Genomic DNA, 13980 nt, shown 5'->3' on the forward strand with positions numbered 1-13980 from the left:
ATGTAAATAAATTTTGTTAATGGAGGTTGATTTTGATGGAAAATGAAACAGTTATTTTAATTACAGGATGTTCTTCTGGTATTGGACGAGAGCTTTGTAAGGTTTTAAATGAGAAAGGATATACCGTTGTAGCAACAGCTAGAGAGGTGGAAACCTTAAAAGATTTGAAGGCAGCATTAAAGTTATCCGTAGATGTGACTAAGGAAGATTCTATTTCTGATGCAATAAATGAGATAATATCAAGGTTTAAAAAGATTGATATACTAGTAAATAATGCAGGATACTCGATTAGAGGTGCTTTAGAAGAAATTAATATAGATAGTGCAAAAGACATGTTTGATGTAAATGTATTTGGAATAATTAATATGATTCAGGCAGTTGTTCCTGAAATGCGTAAGAAAGGATCTGGCAAAATTATTAATATTGGATCTATTTCAGGAAAATTTGTTCAACAAATAAATGGGACATATTGTGCTTCTAAATATGCAGTTGAAGCATTGAGTGATGCAATGCGTTTAGAATTACATAACTATAACATTCAATCAACTGTTATGGAACTTGGTCCAACAAAAACAAATTTTTTTAAAACCATGGCTAATAATTCAAAGGAGCTTATGTCAAATGCAAATTCTTTCTATTCGAACTTTTATGAATCAGATGAAAAATATAGACATAGACAAAAGCTGACTTCCTCAAAAGGAGCAGCAGAGGCTATTACAGAAATACTTTTGAAAAAAAGGCTTAAATCACGTTATAAAGTTGCTGTTCCATTTTCATATAATATGGCTGCGCATTTGCCTGATTTCTTAAGAGAATATATTATGAAAAAGCGTTAGATCTAGTAAAGAAAAATAGGAATCATATGATATAATTGTAAATATATAAAAATTTAACGGATGGATAAATTGATGAACAAGAGAATTTATGAACCAGTCCAAATAAAACCCAGTTTTATTAGTTCATGCAATAAATTATATATAGAATTTATGCCAGCTGAAAATCTAAGGAAATATATATGCTGTTATTGGGTTTCGCCTATAATTAAAGATATTAGTTTAAATCAAATACAAAGTGAAATAGTAGTGCCTGATGGATGTATTGACGTACTGTTTGGTAGCGATAAATATGGAGATGACTGTCGTAACATATTAGTTGGAACAATGAGTAAAAGCTCAATAGTTAATATGGATCATAGCAATATTGAAACCTTTGGTATTAGATTTTATCCTGGAGGATTGCAGGCCTTCATAAAAGAAAACTCTGATAAATTCACAGATAAAATGGAATTCATATATAATATAGAGCAAAATCTTTTTATAGAGTTTGGGAAAGAATTAAGTAGACTTGATAGCATTGAAAGCAAGATTAATTATGCTAATAAATATTTTACATTAAACATGAAAGAGTCAATACCTTGGGATAATGAATTTCAAAATGTACTTTACAGAATATATAAGGCAAGGGGAATAATAAAAATAAAGGATATTACAGAAGCAGAAGTAATAGGTGAAAAACAATTAAGGAGGATCTTTCATAGTAGAGTAGGTGTTAGTACAAAAACCTTTATAAAAATTGTGAGATTTCAAAATACTCTCAGGATAATGAATTTAAAAAAGGATAATAAAATTGTGAATTTTGCTATAGATGCAGGTTATTATGATGAATCTCATTTCATACATGAGTTTTATGAACTAACCAGCATGAATCCTTCAGAGTACATAACTAAAACATAGCGTTGTCCGTTTTTTACAATTAAGTTTAAAAAGAAGGCAGTATAATTTATCTCAAGTTACTTATAGAGGAGAGATAGTTATGGAAGTATTAAATTATAAACTACTAAAATACATGGATGCTTGGGCTAAGGCTGATAGATTTTCTGGAACTGTACTTGTTTCTAAGAAAGAGGATATTGTTCTTCAAAGCAGTTATGGCTACGCTAATGTGCAGTATAAAATATTGAATAAGATAAATACAAAATATAAAATTGCAAGCTATACAAAGCAATTTACGGATATAAATAATGGAGGAGAACCAAGTTCAAGTTATAAATTGAGCAGGTTCTCTTCGTTATTTTAGTAATATATTTATAAAAAATTGTGTGAATTTAATGACTTGCATATAGAGAGTTATACATAAATTTAGAAATCTGAAAAGAATTTCTCTATACTCTTATTTATAGGAATTTCTGAAAAAATAATATGTGTAGAAGTTGTTGAGTCTAATGATGAAATAGAATCAACAAATTTTTCGATTTCAGATATTGATTTAACACATAATTTCAGTAATATACAAGAATGACCTGCGATTCTATAACAGAAAATTACACGAGGATGATTATAAATAAATTCTTTGAATTTTTCGAAATTACTATTTTTAATATCAATTTGAATCATACATTGTATAGAAAAATCTAAAGCAGCTTCATTTATTTTTATAGTATATCCTTCAATTATTCCACTATCTTCGAATTTTCTTATTCTTTCAGCAACTGATGGAGGGGATAAGTTTACTCTTTTTGATATTTCTCTAACGGATAAACGACTATCTAATTGAAGTTCCTTCAAAATTTTAATATCTGTATTGTCGATTTTCATATGAAATAAAATACCTCTCTTTTTATTTGATTTGAAATGTTTATTAATAAAAATGATAACAAGTATAAAGGAAAAATATCCATTAACTTATTATAATATAATAAGTTAGTGGCCTCAACTTTTGTAAAAAAATGAAGGGAATAAAAATAATGAAAAATAATAAAGATTATGTAATTTTAAATAATGGAGTTAAAATGCCTTTGCTTGGATTCGGAACTTATAATGCTGAAGACTTAACCAAACTTAAGAATTCATTAAAGGAATGTATAAAAATCGGATACCGTCATATAGATACAGCTTCTTTTTATGGAAATGAAGAAGTAATTGGTAGTGTATTAAAGGAAAGTGACATATCTAGAGATGAAATATTCTTAGCTAACAAGGTTTGGAATTCTGAGCAAGGTTACGATAAAACTCTCAAGGCTTTCAAAAACTCTACAGAAAAGCTTAAGACAGATTATCTCGATTTATATTTGATTCATTGGCCACAACCTTTAAATAAAGAAACTTGGAAGGCACTTGAAAAGTTATATAAGGAAGGATATATAAGAGCTATAGGAGTTAGTAATTTTACAACGAATCATTTGAAAGAATTAATGAAAAATGCTGAGATAATGCCAGCAGTGAATCAAATAGAATTTCATCCAAGGCTTGTTCAGAAAGAATTGATGGAGTATTGCATAAAATATAATATTCAGTTAGAAGCTTGGTCTCCTTTAATGAGGGGATTAGTTTTTAAAATTACATATTTACAGAAGCTTTCACAGAAATATGAAAGATCAATTTCCCAAATAGTATTAAGGTGGGATTTGCAAATGGGGGTTGCCACCATTCCTAAATCAACAACATATACAAGGATAAAAGAAAATGCAGATATATTTAATTTTGAAATTAGTAAGGAAGATATGAGTGAAATTGAGAAACTTAATGATGGATTTAGGATTGGAATGAATCCTAATGATGTATATGAACATCCAGGGATAATAATAGACTGATATGTTGAACTAAATTATAAATAAAATGAAGTATGCTGTGGTATTTTTACTGAGAATAAGAACTTATGTGCGTATATTATTTGTGGAATTGGAAATAACTATAGTATATACATATGAGCGTTTAAGAATGAGCTGGTTTATATTGAAAGATAGATAAATATAGCTTAAAATTAAAAGAAAGTAGTGATAATATTGGCAGTAGATAGTGAGAGGATAAGGCTTGATGAAATTATAAAAGCTCTATTTACAACATCAAAAGGTGTTTTAATAAAATTACTTACTGGAATTTTTGAAGAGAATTTTACTGAAGAAGAAGTTGAAATATCAATGGAAAATAAGGAATTTCCAAAAGAAAATTATGAAGCTAAAGAAATTCCAATGATAGATTTAATAAGAGCTGATTTCTTAGCTAAATTTACTGAAAAGGCTAGCAATAAAAAACATTATTACCATATCTAATTTCAATTAAATAACGACAATAATATGATAATAAGAACTTTTGAATATGGATTTAATTATGCAAAGGAAGTTGCAAGAAATGAGGGCATAGATAAAAATGTTTTATATTTTCCAAATCAGAGGGTAATATATATGGAGGAAAATAGAAATATTGAAGACATTTTAAGTATGATAATAATATTTCCTAATGGTCAACAAGTTAATTACACTGTTCCAGTAATTAAATATTGGAAATATGATATTGATACGCTAAAATCCCAATATATGTATCCATTGATTCCTTTGAATCTTTTCCAATTAAGAAAAGTATTACAAAGCATAATTGATAGTAATAAAGAAAATAAAGAAATACTTTTGAAAGAGTATTTAGCTGAAGCACGAGAAAAAGCTAAGATTATTGTATATACTTGTGATGAATTATTCAAAGATAAGCTAATAGAAGGAACTGATTTGCATACGTTTCTTCTTGCAGTGCAAAATTTAATTGAATATTTGAATGGCAAATATTTTAGAGATATGAAAATTGAAGAGGAGGTAAAGCTTATGACTAAAACATTATATGATCCAATAGTAGAACAAAAGGGAATAGAGAAGGGCGTAGAAAAAGAAAAAATTGAAATTGCAAAAAACTTATTAAAATTAGGAGTTGACATTGATAAAATTATCAAAGCAACGGGATTGTCAGAAAAGGAAGTTAATGAGCTTAGCAGAGAAATTAAATCATAGATATGATGAATATACTTCCTTGTACTGGGAGTGATAATTTATTTAAAATACTAATTATATAAATTACAAATTAATAATATTTAATTGAGGAGAACCAAATCCAAATTATTGGATAGGTTCTCCCTTCTTTTATTGAATATTAAAATCTTTTCTTACCAATTCAATAAATAGTGACATTGCAGGGCTTATCCATTTATTTTTGTGATAAGCATAAATTGCTGTGATTTTTGCATCTAAAGAGTCTACCTTTATTTCTTTTAACTTTCCATTAGTAAGTTCTTCTTCTACTGTAAAACGTGGTAAGAATGAAATTCCAAGATTACTTGCCACGCATTTTTTTATAGCTTCTATGCTGCCAAGTTCGATTGTATTGTTTAAAAATATGTTCTTATCAAAAAAATAGCTTTCAAGGATTTTTCTATAAATTGATTCAACTTCATTAATGATAAGGCTTGTATTAATTTTTTGATTAGGTGTGCTGAAATCAAATTTTTCTTGTTCAAATTGAGGGGAACATACTAAAGCTACGCCAAAATCGGAAAGTTTAACAGCAGTTAAGCTTTCATTTTTACTTCCCACATTATACATTAAACCAAGATCTGCTTCACCACTGGCTAACATATTTTTTATGTCATAGCAATTGAGGGAAACCATAGAAAGTTTCACATTAGGAGCTTTTTCTTTAAACATATATAATACATTTTGTAATTTATAAGACATCAAGGATTCTGCAACAGCAATTTTTAATTCTCCTGTAATATTATCACCATATTTTCCAATGCTCTCAATTTTTTTTACTGTATTAAGTAATTCATCTGCATATGGTATTAGTTCTTTTCCTAAAGGAGTGAGTACCATATTACGGCCTATTTTTTCAAATAACTTGATTGAAAGTTCCTGCTCTAGCTGCTGAATTTGCGATGTAACAGTAGATTGAGTATACCCTAATTTCATTGCTGCATTTGAAAAATTACCTTCTTCTATAATTCCTTTAAAGGTTTTAAAATGTCTTATATCCATTAACTTCACTCCAATCTCTATATTAAGTTAATGATATATTGAAAAAAACGAATTGTCAATTCGAATATATCAATTTTACAGATGTATAATCCTTTGATAATATAAAGTCATAGAGCAGGTGCAAATTAATTTAGTAAGTTTTACGAATGCTCTTATATTAAATATAGTGCAATTATCAATGTTCAATACTCAATAATCCATAATAAATAAATGTTTATTTCCATTGGAAATCTTTAAGTTTTGAACAATCCTTTTTGCAAAATATATTTATAGATTCTTATACGAATATTTGTTAAAAAAATAACAAATAAAATTTTCATTATGGGAGGAATAAAAAATGAAAGATGTAGTAATAGTAAGTGCAGTAAGAACTGCAATAGGAGCTTATGGCAAAACTTTGAAAGATGTACCAGCAGTTGAATTAGGTGCAATAGTTATAAAAGAAGCTGTTAAAAGAGCAAATATTAAACCAGAAGAAATTAATGAAGTTATCTTTGGAAATGTGCTTCAAGCAGGTCTTGGACAAAACCCAGCAAGGCAAGCTGCTGTGAAAGCTGGACTACCTGTAGAAATACCTGCTTTTACAATTAATAAGGTTTGTGGTTCAGGTTTAAGAGCAATAAGTTTAGCAGCTCAAATCATAAAAGCTGGTGATGCTGATGCTATTGTAGTAGGTGGTATGGAAAATATGTCTAGTGCACCATTTTTACTTGATAATGCAAGATGGGGACAAAGAATGGGACATGGGCAATTTGTTGATGAAATGATAAAAGATGGTTTATGGGATGCCTTCAATGATTATCATATGGGAGTAACTGCAGAAAATGTAGCTGAAAAATGGAATGTAACAAGAGAAGAACAAGATGAGTTTTCACTTTTATCACAACAAAAAGCAGAAAGAGCAATTAAAAATGGAGAATTTAAAGATGAAATAGTTCCTGTAGTAATTAAAACAAAAAAAGGTGAAATAATATTTGACCAAGATGAATTCCCTAGGTTTGGTAATACCATAGAAGCCTTAAGAAAACTTAAACCTATTTTTAAGGAAAATGGTACAGTTACAGCAGGTAACGCATCTGGCTTAAATGATGGAGCAGCAGCCTTAGTAATTATGAGTGGAGACAAAGCTAAAGAATTAGGAATAAAACCACTTGCTAAAATCACATCCTATGGATCAGCAGGATTAGACCCAGCAATAATGGGATATGGTGCATTTTATGCAACAAAAGCTGCTTTAGATAAAATCAATTTAAAAGCTGAAGATTTAGATTTAATTGAAGCAAATGAAGCCTATGCATCACAAAGTATAGCAATAACTAAAGGCTTAAATTTAGATATGAACAAAGTTAATGTTAATGGTGGAGCTATAGCACTTGGACATCCTATTGGTGCATCTGGAGCACGTATTCTTGTAACTTTACTACATGCTATGGAAAAAAGAGATGCCAAGAAAGGACTTGCAACCTTGTGTATTGGTGGAGGACAAGGAACTGCCTTAATAGTTGAAAGAGAATAATTAGAATCATTAAATAGGTCATATAAAAGCAAATATAAGGCAAGCTTACAGACATATTAGTTTTATATGACCAAGAAAGAGGTGTGGAAAATGACTTTATTGGCAGAGGAAATTAAAAATGCAGCAATAAATTTTGGATATGAAAAGTGTGGAATCATTAAGGTATCTGATATAGATGGCTATAAAGAAAAGCTTGAAGAAAGAATTGAACGTATTCCACAAGCAAAAGGTTTTTATCAAAGTCAGCAACGTTTTATCAATTTGCAAGCTACTTACCCTTGGGCAAAATCAATTGTAATATGCGTAAGAAAATATGGAAAATATCATATTCCAAAACATTTAAAAGGAATGATTGCAAAATACTATTTGGTTGATGGAAGAAAAGATGAGAATTCTAAAGATTTTCAAGATAGTCTAAAATTTGAAAAATATATGAGGGAATTAGGGCTTAGAGCAGAAACTGAGAGAGGTTTTGGTCTTGTGCCATTACGTTTTGCAGCTATGAAAGCTGGACTTGGAATAGTTCGAAAGAATAATTTTTTTTATACTGAAAGTGGCTCCACAGTATATTTGGAGGCTTGGCTTATTGATAGGGAATTAGAATGTATAGAAACACCAAAGGTAAGGCCTTGTTCTGATAAGTGTAATTTATGCATGAAAGCCTGTCCTTCAGCTTCTTTATCAGAGCCATATACAATGAATCCTATAGCATGTGTTTCTTGCATAACCACCTTTATGGGAAGAGATATGATTAATGAAAAATACAGAGAAGAAATAGGAAACTGGGTTTATGGCTGCGATGTGTGCCAAGATGTTTGTCCTATGAATAAAAATAGTTGGACAGAAACAGAAGAGTTTCCTAAGCTGGAAGAATTAAGTGAGCATATATCTTTAGAAAAAATTCTTAAAATGGATTATTCCTATTTAGAAGAAGTGATGCAGACTAAGTTCTGGTATATAGATAAACCAAGTGTTTGGAAATGGAAAGTTAATGCTATTAATGTAATGGTAAATAATTATGAAGAAAAATATAAAGAACATTTATTGTATGCTTGTAACGATAGTAATTCAAAAGTTCGGGAAATGGCAGAGTGGGCAATTATGAAATTGAAACTACAATAAAACATATTTAAAATAATTCTTGACCGATCGTTCTCAAAATGATATTATCAGTTTTATAAAGGAGTGAAATCAATGGGACGAAGTAGAGAATTTGATGAAAATGTAGTTCTTCAAAAAGCAATGGAATTATTTTGGAAACAAGGTTATGAAAAGACATCTTTAAATGATTTAGTAGAGCATATGGGAATCCATCGTAGAAGTTTATATGATACCTTTGGTGATAAGCATACATTATTTTTAAAAGCGATGGATTTTTATCAAGAATTAATAAGAAATAACATACAAGCTGGAGTTTTAAAGGCAGAAACAGCAAAACAAGCTATACAATTTATCTTTGATTTTATTATAGAAGGATATGAAGATAAACAATGGGGATGTTTAACTGTAAATTCAGCTACAGAATTGGCTCTTATGGATAAAGAGATAAAAGAAAGAACAGAAAGGATATTTATGCAAACAGAACAACTCCTTGCTGATCTTGTTCGAAAAGGACAACAAGCAGGTGAAATTTCTTGTGCTTATGATCCTGAAATTCTGTCAGAAGTGCTTCATAATACCTTGCATGGAATTCGTGTACAGTTAAGAATATCAGCGAGTAAGGAAAAACTTCATCGTATAGGCAATTTTTTTATGGATCTATTAAATAAGTAATTTTTTTAAACTAATTAGAATAATCGTTCCCAAAAACATTTATGTCCTGTTGAAGCCTTGAACATATAGAAAAGAGTAACCACTATTTAGTTTCATAATGTAAGAAATTTAAAGTGTAAAGAAAAATGAATAATATTAATGAAGCTTTCTATGTTTATTATATAAAAAATTTTTTTGCACTAATTAGAATGAACATTCTCAAAAAAATACCTTGTATGGACTTAAGGAGGTGATTATCAAAGGTGATATTTTAAGGGAAAATATTAAAAAATAAAACAAATAAAAATTTAGCCTATTCGTACTATCTACGAGAGAAAGAATTAATAAGGAGTGAATAAAATGAGTTTAATAACTGTAAATGAAGAAAAATGTATAAAATGTGGAATGTGTGTGGTGGAATGTCCAACAGGAGTAATAAAACTAGAAGCTACTGGTCCAAAAGAAGTTAATCCTAATGCATGTCTAGAATGTGGACATTGCGTAGCTGTATGTCCTAAAGAAGCTATAGATAATGAAAAATCCCCATTATCTATGCAAAGTGAGATAGGAGAAATTAAAAAATTAAATCCAGAAGAAGCAAAGAATTTTATGCGATCACGACGTTCTATTCGTTCATATAAAAATATGCCAGTTGAAAGAGAAAAGTTACTAGAGCTTGTTGATATTGCTCATTTAGCACCAACTGCAAGTAATTCGCAAGGTATATCATTTCTAATAGTAGATGATAAGAAAACAATTGAATTAGCAGTTGAAGAATGCATTAAATGGTTTGAAAATAGTGAAATATTAAGTAAGGCAATGGCAGGAATGATTAGTGGCTATAGGAGTAATAAAGTTGATACAATCTTAAGAGATGCACCTAGTATAATTTTAACATTGGCTGATAAAGATTTTCGTAATGGTAGAGAAAATTCAATTCTCTCATTGTCTTATCTAGAATTATATGCCCCATCACTTGGACTTGGATCATGTTGGGCAGGATTATTTGAAATTTGTGCTCTTAATGATAATTCGCCAATGTACAAGCTTTTTAAAATTCCAGAAGGAAAGAAAATAACAGGAGTAGTAATGGTAGGATACCCTAAGAATACATTCAAAAGATTTACAGAAAGACGACAATTATCAGCTTCTTTTTATGAAAATTAAATGATTAATACTATATGATTTTATTCTAAAACATTATAAAGTCTGAATAAAGATTTTGTATATATTAATGAGAATTTAATAATGTATTGAAGTAGTAGAGGAGAACCAGTATCAACTATATAGATGGCACTAGTTCTCTTTTATTATATTCATTTAGAGGCTTCTGAATATTTGTATAAAAATCTAGATAAAGGCCCCATAAGCTTATGCATTGGTGATATTAAAGTTGTTAATGCAATTCCTGTTAAGGAAGCTAACAAAATTATTGTCATGTTATAGTGTAATATACTTGCAGTAGTAAATAGTAACCAAATACTAGGGAATAGAAAAAGAATTGATGTTACTATTCCAGGTACATAGTGTTTAAAATGGATGCATAAAACCACATGGATAAAAACAAAATGTATAGTTATTCCTAAGAAAGCGCTATACCATATAAAATAATTTTGAAAGATTAGAGAAAATAAACTAATCAATAAAAAAAATAAAAAGATTATTTCCACGCCAATAGAAAAGGTTGGTGTTTTACAGTAGTTTACATAATTCAAAGCAAATGGTTGATGATTTGGCCAAGTTGTATCGATTGCTTTTTTATAGCGCTTACCCCATGCTTCAGCCATAATGATTTCTTCAAAATCATGAAGCATGAAAATGATTGGAAAGATCCAAACAATAGAGTTCATAGTATTCATAAAAATTCCCCCTTTTTAATGACACAATTGTGTCTGTTAATAATATTTATTATAATATTTAAAAAAGCATATTCAAGCATTTATGATCAATAGCTACAAATTAGTAAATCTGTGACAGTAAAGGAGGAACAAAACATGAATGGTAAAAATAAAGGAAATACAGTATCTAATCAATCAAAACTCTGGATGGAAAATGCTCTGCTAAAACTCATGGAGACAGAAAATTATAGAGAGATTACTATACAGGAAATCACTGATAATGCAGGGCTTTCAAGACGAACTTTTTACCGTAACTATTCTTCAAAAGATGAAATTTTAGAAGGGTGTTTTTATAAAATTTGGTTGGAATATAGAGCAGCTGTTCTGGAAGAAACAGAATTATCATTACCTAACATTGCTACAGTATTTTTTAAAGTAATGAAAAAGCATTTAGCTTTTTTATCACTTGTCAATCGACATCAATTACTTCCCCTATTTCTTCAAAAGATTGATGAGCTTTTACCACCAGCTTTTGATGAGGTTAAAGGGAGGGAGATGCCTTTCTCTAAAGAAACTATTCAGTATGCTTTAACCTTTAGTACTGGTGGATTTATGAGGATTCTTATTCGATGGTTGAATGATAGTAAGCAGAAATCACCAGAGGAAATGGCTAGGATGATGAAGGATTTCATTTCAATTTTCAACTATCCAAATATCTCAAAAGTTGATTAGTTATCATTTACGTTAAATATGTGGAAGTCAGCATTGGAGGATTTCCTAAAAAGAGCAGTATTGTTTTGATAATTATAGATTAATATGATAAAAATGTTTATAATTGTAATATGATTAATTTTAGGGAAAATAATAACGTTGATAATTTTTTAGTTGATGTATCTGAGTTATTATGATTTGAAATATAAGCAATAATTTAAAGAGATAGATTATGGGGGGAAAATGAGTATATATAATGTGAATTTAAAAAAAGTTGTTGATGATTCTTATGAAATTCAAATCGGATTTCATTTAATGGATAACTTAGTAGAAGATTTAAGAAATGATTTGCTAAAAGGAATTTCTAAGTTTGCAGTAATAACAGATAGCAATGTAGAAAATTTATATGCAGGAACAATAGTTAAAAAATTAATTGAAGCTGGTTATCAAGCAGATATTTTTGTATTTCCAGCTGGTGAAATAAATAAAACAAGAAAAACGAAAGAAAATATAGAAGATGCAATGCTTGAAAAAGGATATAGAAGAGATTGCTGTATAATAGCAGTTGGTGGTGGAGTTGTAACTGATTTAGCTGGTTTTGTTGCAGGTACATTTGGTAGAGGTATTCCATTCATTAATTATGCTACAACATTGCTGGCGGCTGCAGATGCTTCTGTAGGAGGAAAAACAGCTGTAGATACACCACTTGCAACTAACTTAATAGGACTTTTTAATCAGCCTAAAAAAGTATATTTAGACATTGCAACTTGGGAGACTCTTTCGAAACGAGAAATATCAAGCGGCCTTGCTGAAACTATAAAGCATGCATGTATAGCTAGTAGAAATTTCTTTGATTTCTTAAATAAAAACATGGATGAAATATTAAATGTTGAAAAAAAATCGTGCGAATACATAGCAGAGGAAAACTGTAAAATTAAAGATGGAATTGTCATGAGAGACGAAAAAGAGGATGGTCTTAGAGAAGTGCTCAATTTAGGACATACTGTTGGAAGAGCTATAGAAACTGTTAGCGGATATAGATTGCTACATGGAGAAGCATTATCTATTGGATTAGTAGCAGAGGTGAAGCTTTCATATAAATTAGGCTATATGACAGAGCAAGAAATGAATGAAGTTATAAATCTTCTTAAAAAGGCTAAATTACCAATTGTTATACCTGAATATATAAATAGAGATGAATTAGTTAAGAAATTATATACAGATAAAAAAGTTAAAAATGGAAAATTACGATTTGTTATACAAAATGGAATTGGAGATGTTGTAGAATTTAGTAAGGGTGTTTTTGCAACCACAATTGAAGAAAGTGTTGCAAGGGAGATCATTATGGATATGTAAGTTTAATTTATTTTTAGTAATGTAAATTATGAATTAGTGGGGGCAATAGTTGAGGCTGGAATTAAAAAATAAACGACTCTAATAGAGGTATATTGCACCGATTATTGGAGGATTCATATTCGCTTAATTTCAGCACAGCATAATCTATGAAAGCGTGGAATTTAAACTTCATCAAAGAAGGGATAATAAATATGATTCTGCTTTTTCAGGCGAGTACATTGATTATGAAATTATTTTATAAATAAACTTAATTATAAATAGAGTATGAATAAGCTTATTTATAAATAAAATAAATAGTATAGATAAGGAGAGAATAAAATGAATTACCGAATTGAGCAAAAAGAATCATTTACCATTGTAGGTTTGAAGAAAAGGTTTTCGCGTGATGAAAGTTTAGGTGAAAATATTGGAAAGATGTGGAGTGGGACATCAGAAGAGACATTTGAACAAATCGTTGGATTGGGCGACACTGAACCATATGGTTTATTGGGTGTATACAGTGGTATGTATGAAGATAATACAACGGATTATTATATAGCCACCACAACGAAAAAAAACTGTCCTGAAAATTTATGTGAACTTGTAATACCATCTCTTACATGGGCAGTATTTGAAATATCTGGCCCTATGCCTACAGCTATGGCAGAAGTTTGGGGAAGGATTTTTTCTGAATGGTTTCCTACATCAGGTTATGAGCATGCAGAAGCACCAGAAGTTGAGTGGTACTCCAATGGTGATATGAGTGCAGCTGACTACAAAAGCGAAATTTGGATACCTGTGGTTAAAAAATAAAGTTTATTAATATAAGGGGTTTAAGTGCCACAATTAGTGTATAACATTCTTAAATGATGAATTAATATAATTAAAGATTAAATTTAAAATCGTATTATTCAAGAAGATTGAATTTACGATTTTTTTAATGAGTTATTCTAGTAAATTAACAAAATAAGAATAATGCAAAAACTATTTAGCCAAACAATTTTTGCATTATTTTTCTTTTTTATTAACAGAAA

General features: G+C 29.4%; 16 protein-coding genes. 13 read left to right on the plus strand and 3 right to left on the minus strand.

From position 1 onward, the window contains the following. Positions 1-35: 35 nt before the first annotated feature. The 3 genes from GXK56_RS11675 (at position 36) to GXK56_RS11685 (ending at position 2076) form a co-directional block, all read left to right on the plus strand. The gene (locus GXK56_RS11675; RefSeq protein WP_160687638.1) at positions 36-836 is read left to right on the plus strand and encodes an SDR family oxidoreductase; all 801 of its coding nucleotides are present in this window, start codon (positions 36-38) and stop codon (positions 834-836) included. Between the two features lie 72 nt (positions 837-908). Further along, on the plus strand, positions 909-1733 hold the full coding sequence (locus GXK56_RS11680; protein ID WP_160687639.1) for a helix-turn-helix domain-containing protein: 825 nt from the start codon (positions 909-911) through the stop codon (positions 1731-1733). A gap of 79 nt (positions 1734-1812) precedes the next feature. After that, entirely contained in the window at positions 1813-2076 is a 264-nt protein-coding gene (locus GXK56_RS11685; RefSeq protein ID WP_160687640.1) for a hypothetical protein, read from the plus strand. Between the two features lie 62 nt (positions 2077-2138). On the opposite strand, the gene GXK56_RS11690 is transcribed toward GXK56_RS11685, so the two are convergent. Then, positions 2139-2594: an Lrp/AsnC family transcriptional regulator gene (locus GXK56_RS11690; RefSeq protein ID WP_160687641.1), complete on the minus strand. Its 456-nt coding sequence runs from the start codon at positions 2592-2594 to the stop codon at positions 2139-2141. Between the two features lie 149 nt (positions 2595-2743). Between GXK56_RS11690 and GXK56_RS11695 the strand changes: the two genes are divergently transcribed. The 3 genes from GXK56_RS11695 to GXK56_RS11705 all read left to right on the plus strand — a co-directional run bounded on the left by GXK56_RS11695 (position 2744) and on the right by GXK56_RS11705 (position 4774). Further along, on the plus strand, positions 2744-3589 hold the full coding sequence (locus tag GXK56_RS11695; protein WP_160687642.1) for an aldo/keto reductase: 846 nt from the start codon (positions 2744-2746) through the stop codon (positions 3587-3589). Between the two features lie 192 nt (positions 3590-3781). After that, positions 3782-4048 carry a hypothetical protein gene (locus GXK56_RS11700; protein ID WP_207710265.1) on the plus strand — a complete coding sequence of 89 codons (267 nt, stop codon included), beginning with the start codon at positions 3782-3784 and terminating at the stop codon, positions 4046-4048. A 132-nt stretch (positions 4049-4180) separates the two neighbouring features. Further along, entirely contained in the window at positions 4181-4774 is a 594-nt protein-coding gene (locus GXK56_RS11705) for a hypothetical protein (protein ID WP_243156097.1), read from the plus strand. 129 nt (positions 4775-4903) lie between these two features. Here the strand turns inward: GXK56_RS11705 and GXK56_RS11710 are convergent, their stop codons facing one another. Further along, positions 4904-5794 (minus strand): LysR family transcriptional regulator, encoded by an 891-nt coding sequence (locus GXK56_RS11710; RefSeq protein ID WP_160687644.1) that lies wholly within the window; start codon positions 5792-5794, stop codon positions 4904-4906. Between the two features lie 337 nt (positions 5795-6131). Here GXK56_RS11710 and GXK56_RS11715 point away from each other — a divergent pair, with 337 nt between their 5' ends. The 4 genes from GXK56_RS11715 (at position 6132) to GXK56_RS11730 (ending at position 10229) form a co-directional block, all read left to right on the plus strand. Continuing rightward, the gene (locus GXK56_RS11715; RefSeq protein WP_160687645.1) at positions 6132-7310 is read left to right on the plus strand and encodes an acetyl-CoA C-acetyltransferase; all 1179 of its coding nucleotides are present in this window, start codon (positions 6132-6134) and stop codon (positions 7308-7310) included. Positions 7311-7400: 90 nt separating this feature from the next. Next, positions 7401-8432: an epoxyqueuosine reductase gene (locus GXK56_RS11720; protein WP_160687646.1), complete on the plus strand. Its 1032-nt coding sequence runs from the start codon at positions 7401-7403 to the stop codon at positions 8430-8432. A gap of 72 nt (positions 8433-8504) precedes the next feature. Beyond that, entirely contained in the window at positions 8505-9083 is a 579-nt protein-coding gene (locus GXK56_RS11725) for a TetR/AcrR family transcriptional regulator (protein ID WP_160687647.1), read from the plus strand. 339 nt (positions 9084-9422) lie between these two features. Next, positions 9423-10229 (plus strand): nitroreductase family protein, encoded by an 807-nt coding sequence (locus tag GXK56_RS11730; RefSeq protein WP_160687648.1) that lies wholly within the window; start codon positions 9423-9425, stop codon positions 10227-10229. 149 nt (positions 10230-10378) lie between these two features. Here GXK56_RS11730 and GXK56_RS11735 read toward each other — a convergent pair whose 3' ends face one another. Then, on the minus strand, positions 10379-10921 hold the full coding sequence (locus tag GXK56_RS11735; RefSeq protein WP_160687649.1) for an HXXEE domain-containing protein: 543 nt from the start codon (positions 10919-10921) through the stop codon (positions 10379-10381). A gap of 135 nt (positions 10922-11056) precedes the next feature. Between GXK56_RS11735 and GXK56_RS11740 the strand changes: the two genes are divergently transcribed. The 3 genes from GXK56_RS11740 to GXK56_RS11750 all read left to right on the plus strand — a co-directional run bounded on the left by GXK56_RS11740 (position 11057) and on the right by GXK56_RS11750 (position 13759). Beyond that, positions 11057-11632 carry a TetR/AcrR family transcriptional regulator gene (locus tag GXK56_RS11740; protein WP_160687650.1) on the plus strand — a complete coding sequence of 192 codons (576 nt, stop codon included), beginning with the start codon at positions 11057-11059 and terminating at the stop codon, positions 11630-11632. A 222-nt stretch (positions 11633-11854) separates the two neighbouring features. Continuing rightward, positions 11855-12967: a 3-dehydroquinate synthase gene (aroB, locus tag GXK56_RS11745; protein ID WP_160687651.1), complete on the plus strand. Its 1113-nt coding sequence runs from the start codon at positions 11855-11857 to the stop codon at positions 12965-12967. 318 nt (positions 12968-13285) lie between these two features. Further along, positions 13286-13759 (plus strand): GyrI-like domain-containing protein, encoded by a 474-nt coding sequence (locus GXK56_RS11750; RefSeq protein ID WP_243156098.1) that lies wholly within the window; start codon positions 13286-13288, stop codon positions 13757-13759. The last annotated feature ends 221 nt before the right edge of the window (positions 13760-13980 follow it).

The sequence above is a fragment of the Clostridium sp. C2-6-12 genome, from assembly GCF_009928485.1.
Lineage (GTDB): Bacteria > Bacillota > Clostridia > Clostridiales > Clostridiaceae > Clostridium.

Bases quoted from the DNA above. Each gene is read 5' to 3' on its own strand.
- GXK56_RS11680 (WP_160687639.1), top strand. From the start codon at position 909: ATGAACAAGAGAATTTATGAACCAGTCCAAATAAAACCCAGTTTTATT.
- GXK56_RS11710 (WP_160687644.1), bottom strand. From the start codon at position 5,794: ATGGATATAAGACATTTTAAAACCTTTAAAGGAATTATAGAAGAAGGT.
- GXK56_RS11685 (WP_160687640.1), top strand. From the start codon at position 1,813: ATGGAAGTATTAAATTATAAACTACTAAAATACATGGATGCTTGGGCT.
- GXK56_RS11730 (WP_160687648.1), top strand. From the start codon at position 9,423: ATGAGTTTAATAACTGTAAATGAAGAAAAATGTATAAAATGTGGAATG.
- GXK56_RS11695 (WP_160687642.1), top strand. From the start codon at position 2,744: ATGAAAAATAATAAAGATTATGTAATTTTAAATAATGGAGTTAAAATG.
- GXK56_RS11725 (WP_160687647.1), top strand. From the start codon at position 8,505: ATGGGACGAAGTAGAGAATTTGATGAAAATGTAGTTCTTCAAAAAGCA.
- GXK56_RS11675 (WP_160687638.1), top strand. From the start codon at position 36: ATGGAAAATGAAACAGTTATTTTAATTACAGGATGTTCTTCTGGTATT.
- GXK56_RS11750 (WP_243156098.1), top strand. From the start codon at position 13,286: ATGAATTACCGAATTGAGCAAAAAGAATCATTTACCATTGTAGGTTTG.
- GXK56_RS11735 (WP_160687649.1), bottom strand. From the start codon at position 10,921: ATGAATACTATGAACTCTATTGTTTGGATCTTTCCAATCATTTTCATG.
- GXK56_RS11715 (WP_160687645.1), top strand. From the start codon at position 6,132: ATGAAAGATGTAGTAATAGTAAGTGCAGTAAGAACTGCAATAGGAGCT.
- GXK56_RS11740 (WP_160687650.1), top strand. From the start codon at position 11,057: ATGAATGGTAAAAATAAAGGAAATACAGTATCTAATCAATCAAAACTC.
- GXK56_RS11720 (WP_160687646.1), top strand. From the start codon at position 7,401: ATGACTTTATTGGCAGAGGAAATTAAAAATGCAGCAATAAATTTTGGA.
- GXK56_RS11690 (WP_160687641.1), bottom strand. From the start codon at position 2,594: ATGAAAATCGACAATACAGATATTAAAATTTTGAAGGAACTTCAATTA.
- aroB (WP_160687651.1), top strand. From the start codon at position 11,855: ATGAGTATATATAATGTGAATTTAAAAAAAGTTGTTGATGATTCTTAT.
- GXK56_RS11705 (WP_243156097.1), top strand. From the start codon at position 4,181: ATGGAGGAAAATAGAAATATTGAAGACATTTTAAGTATGATAATAATA.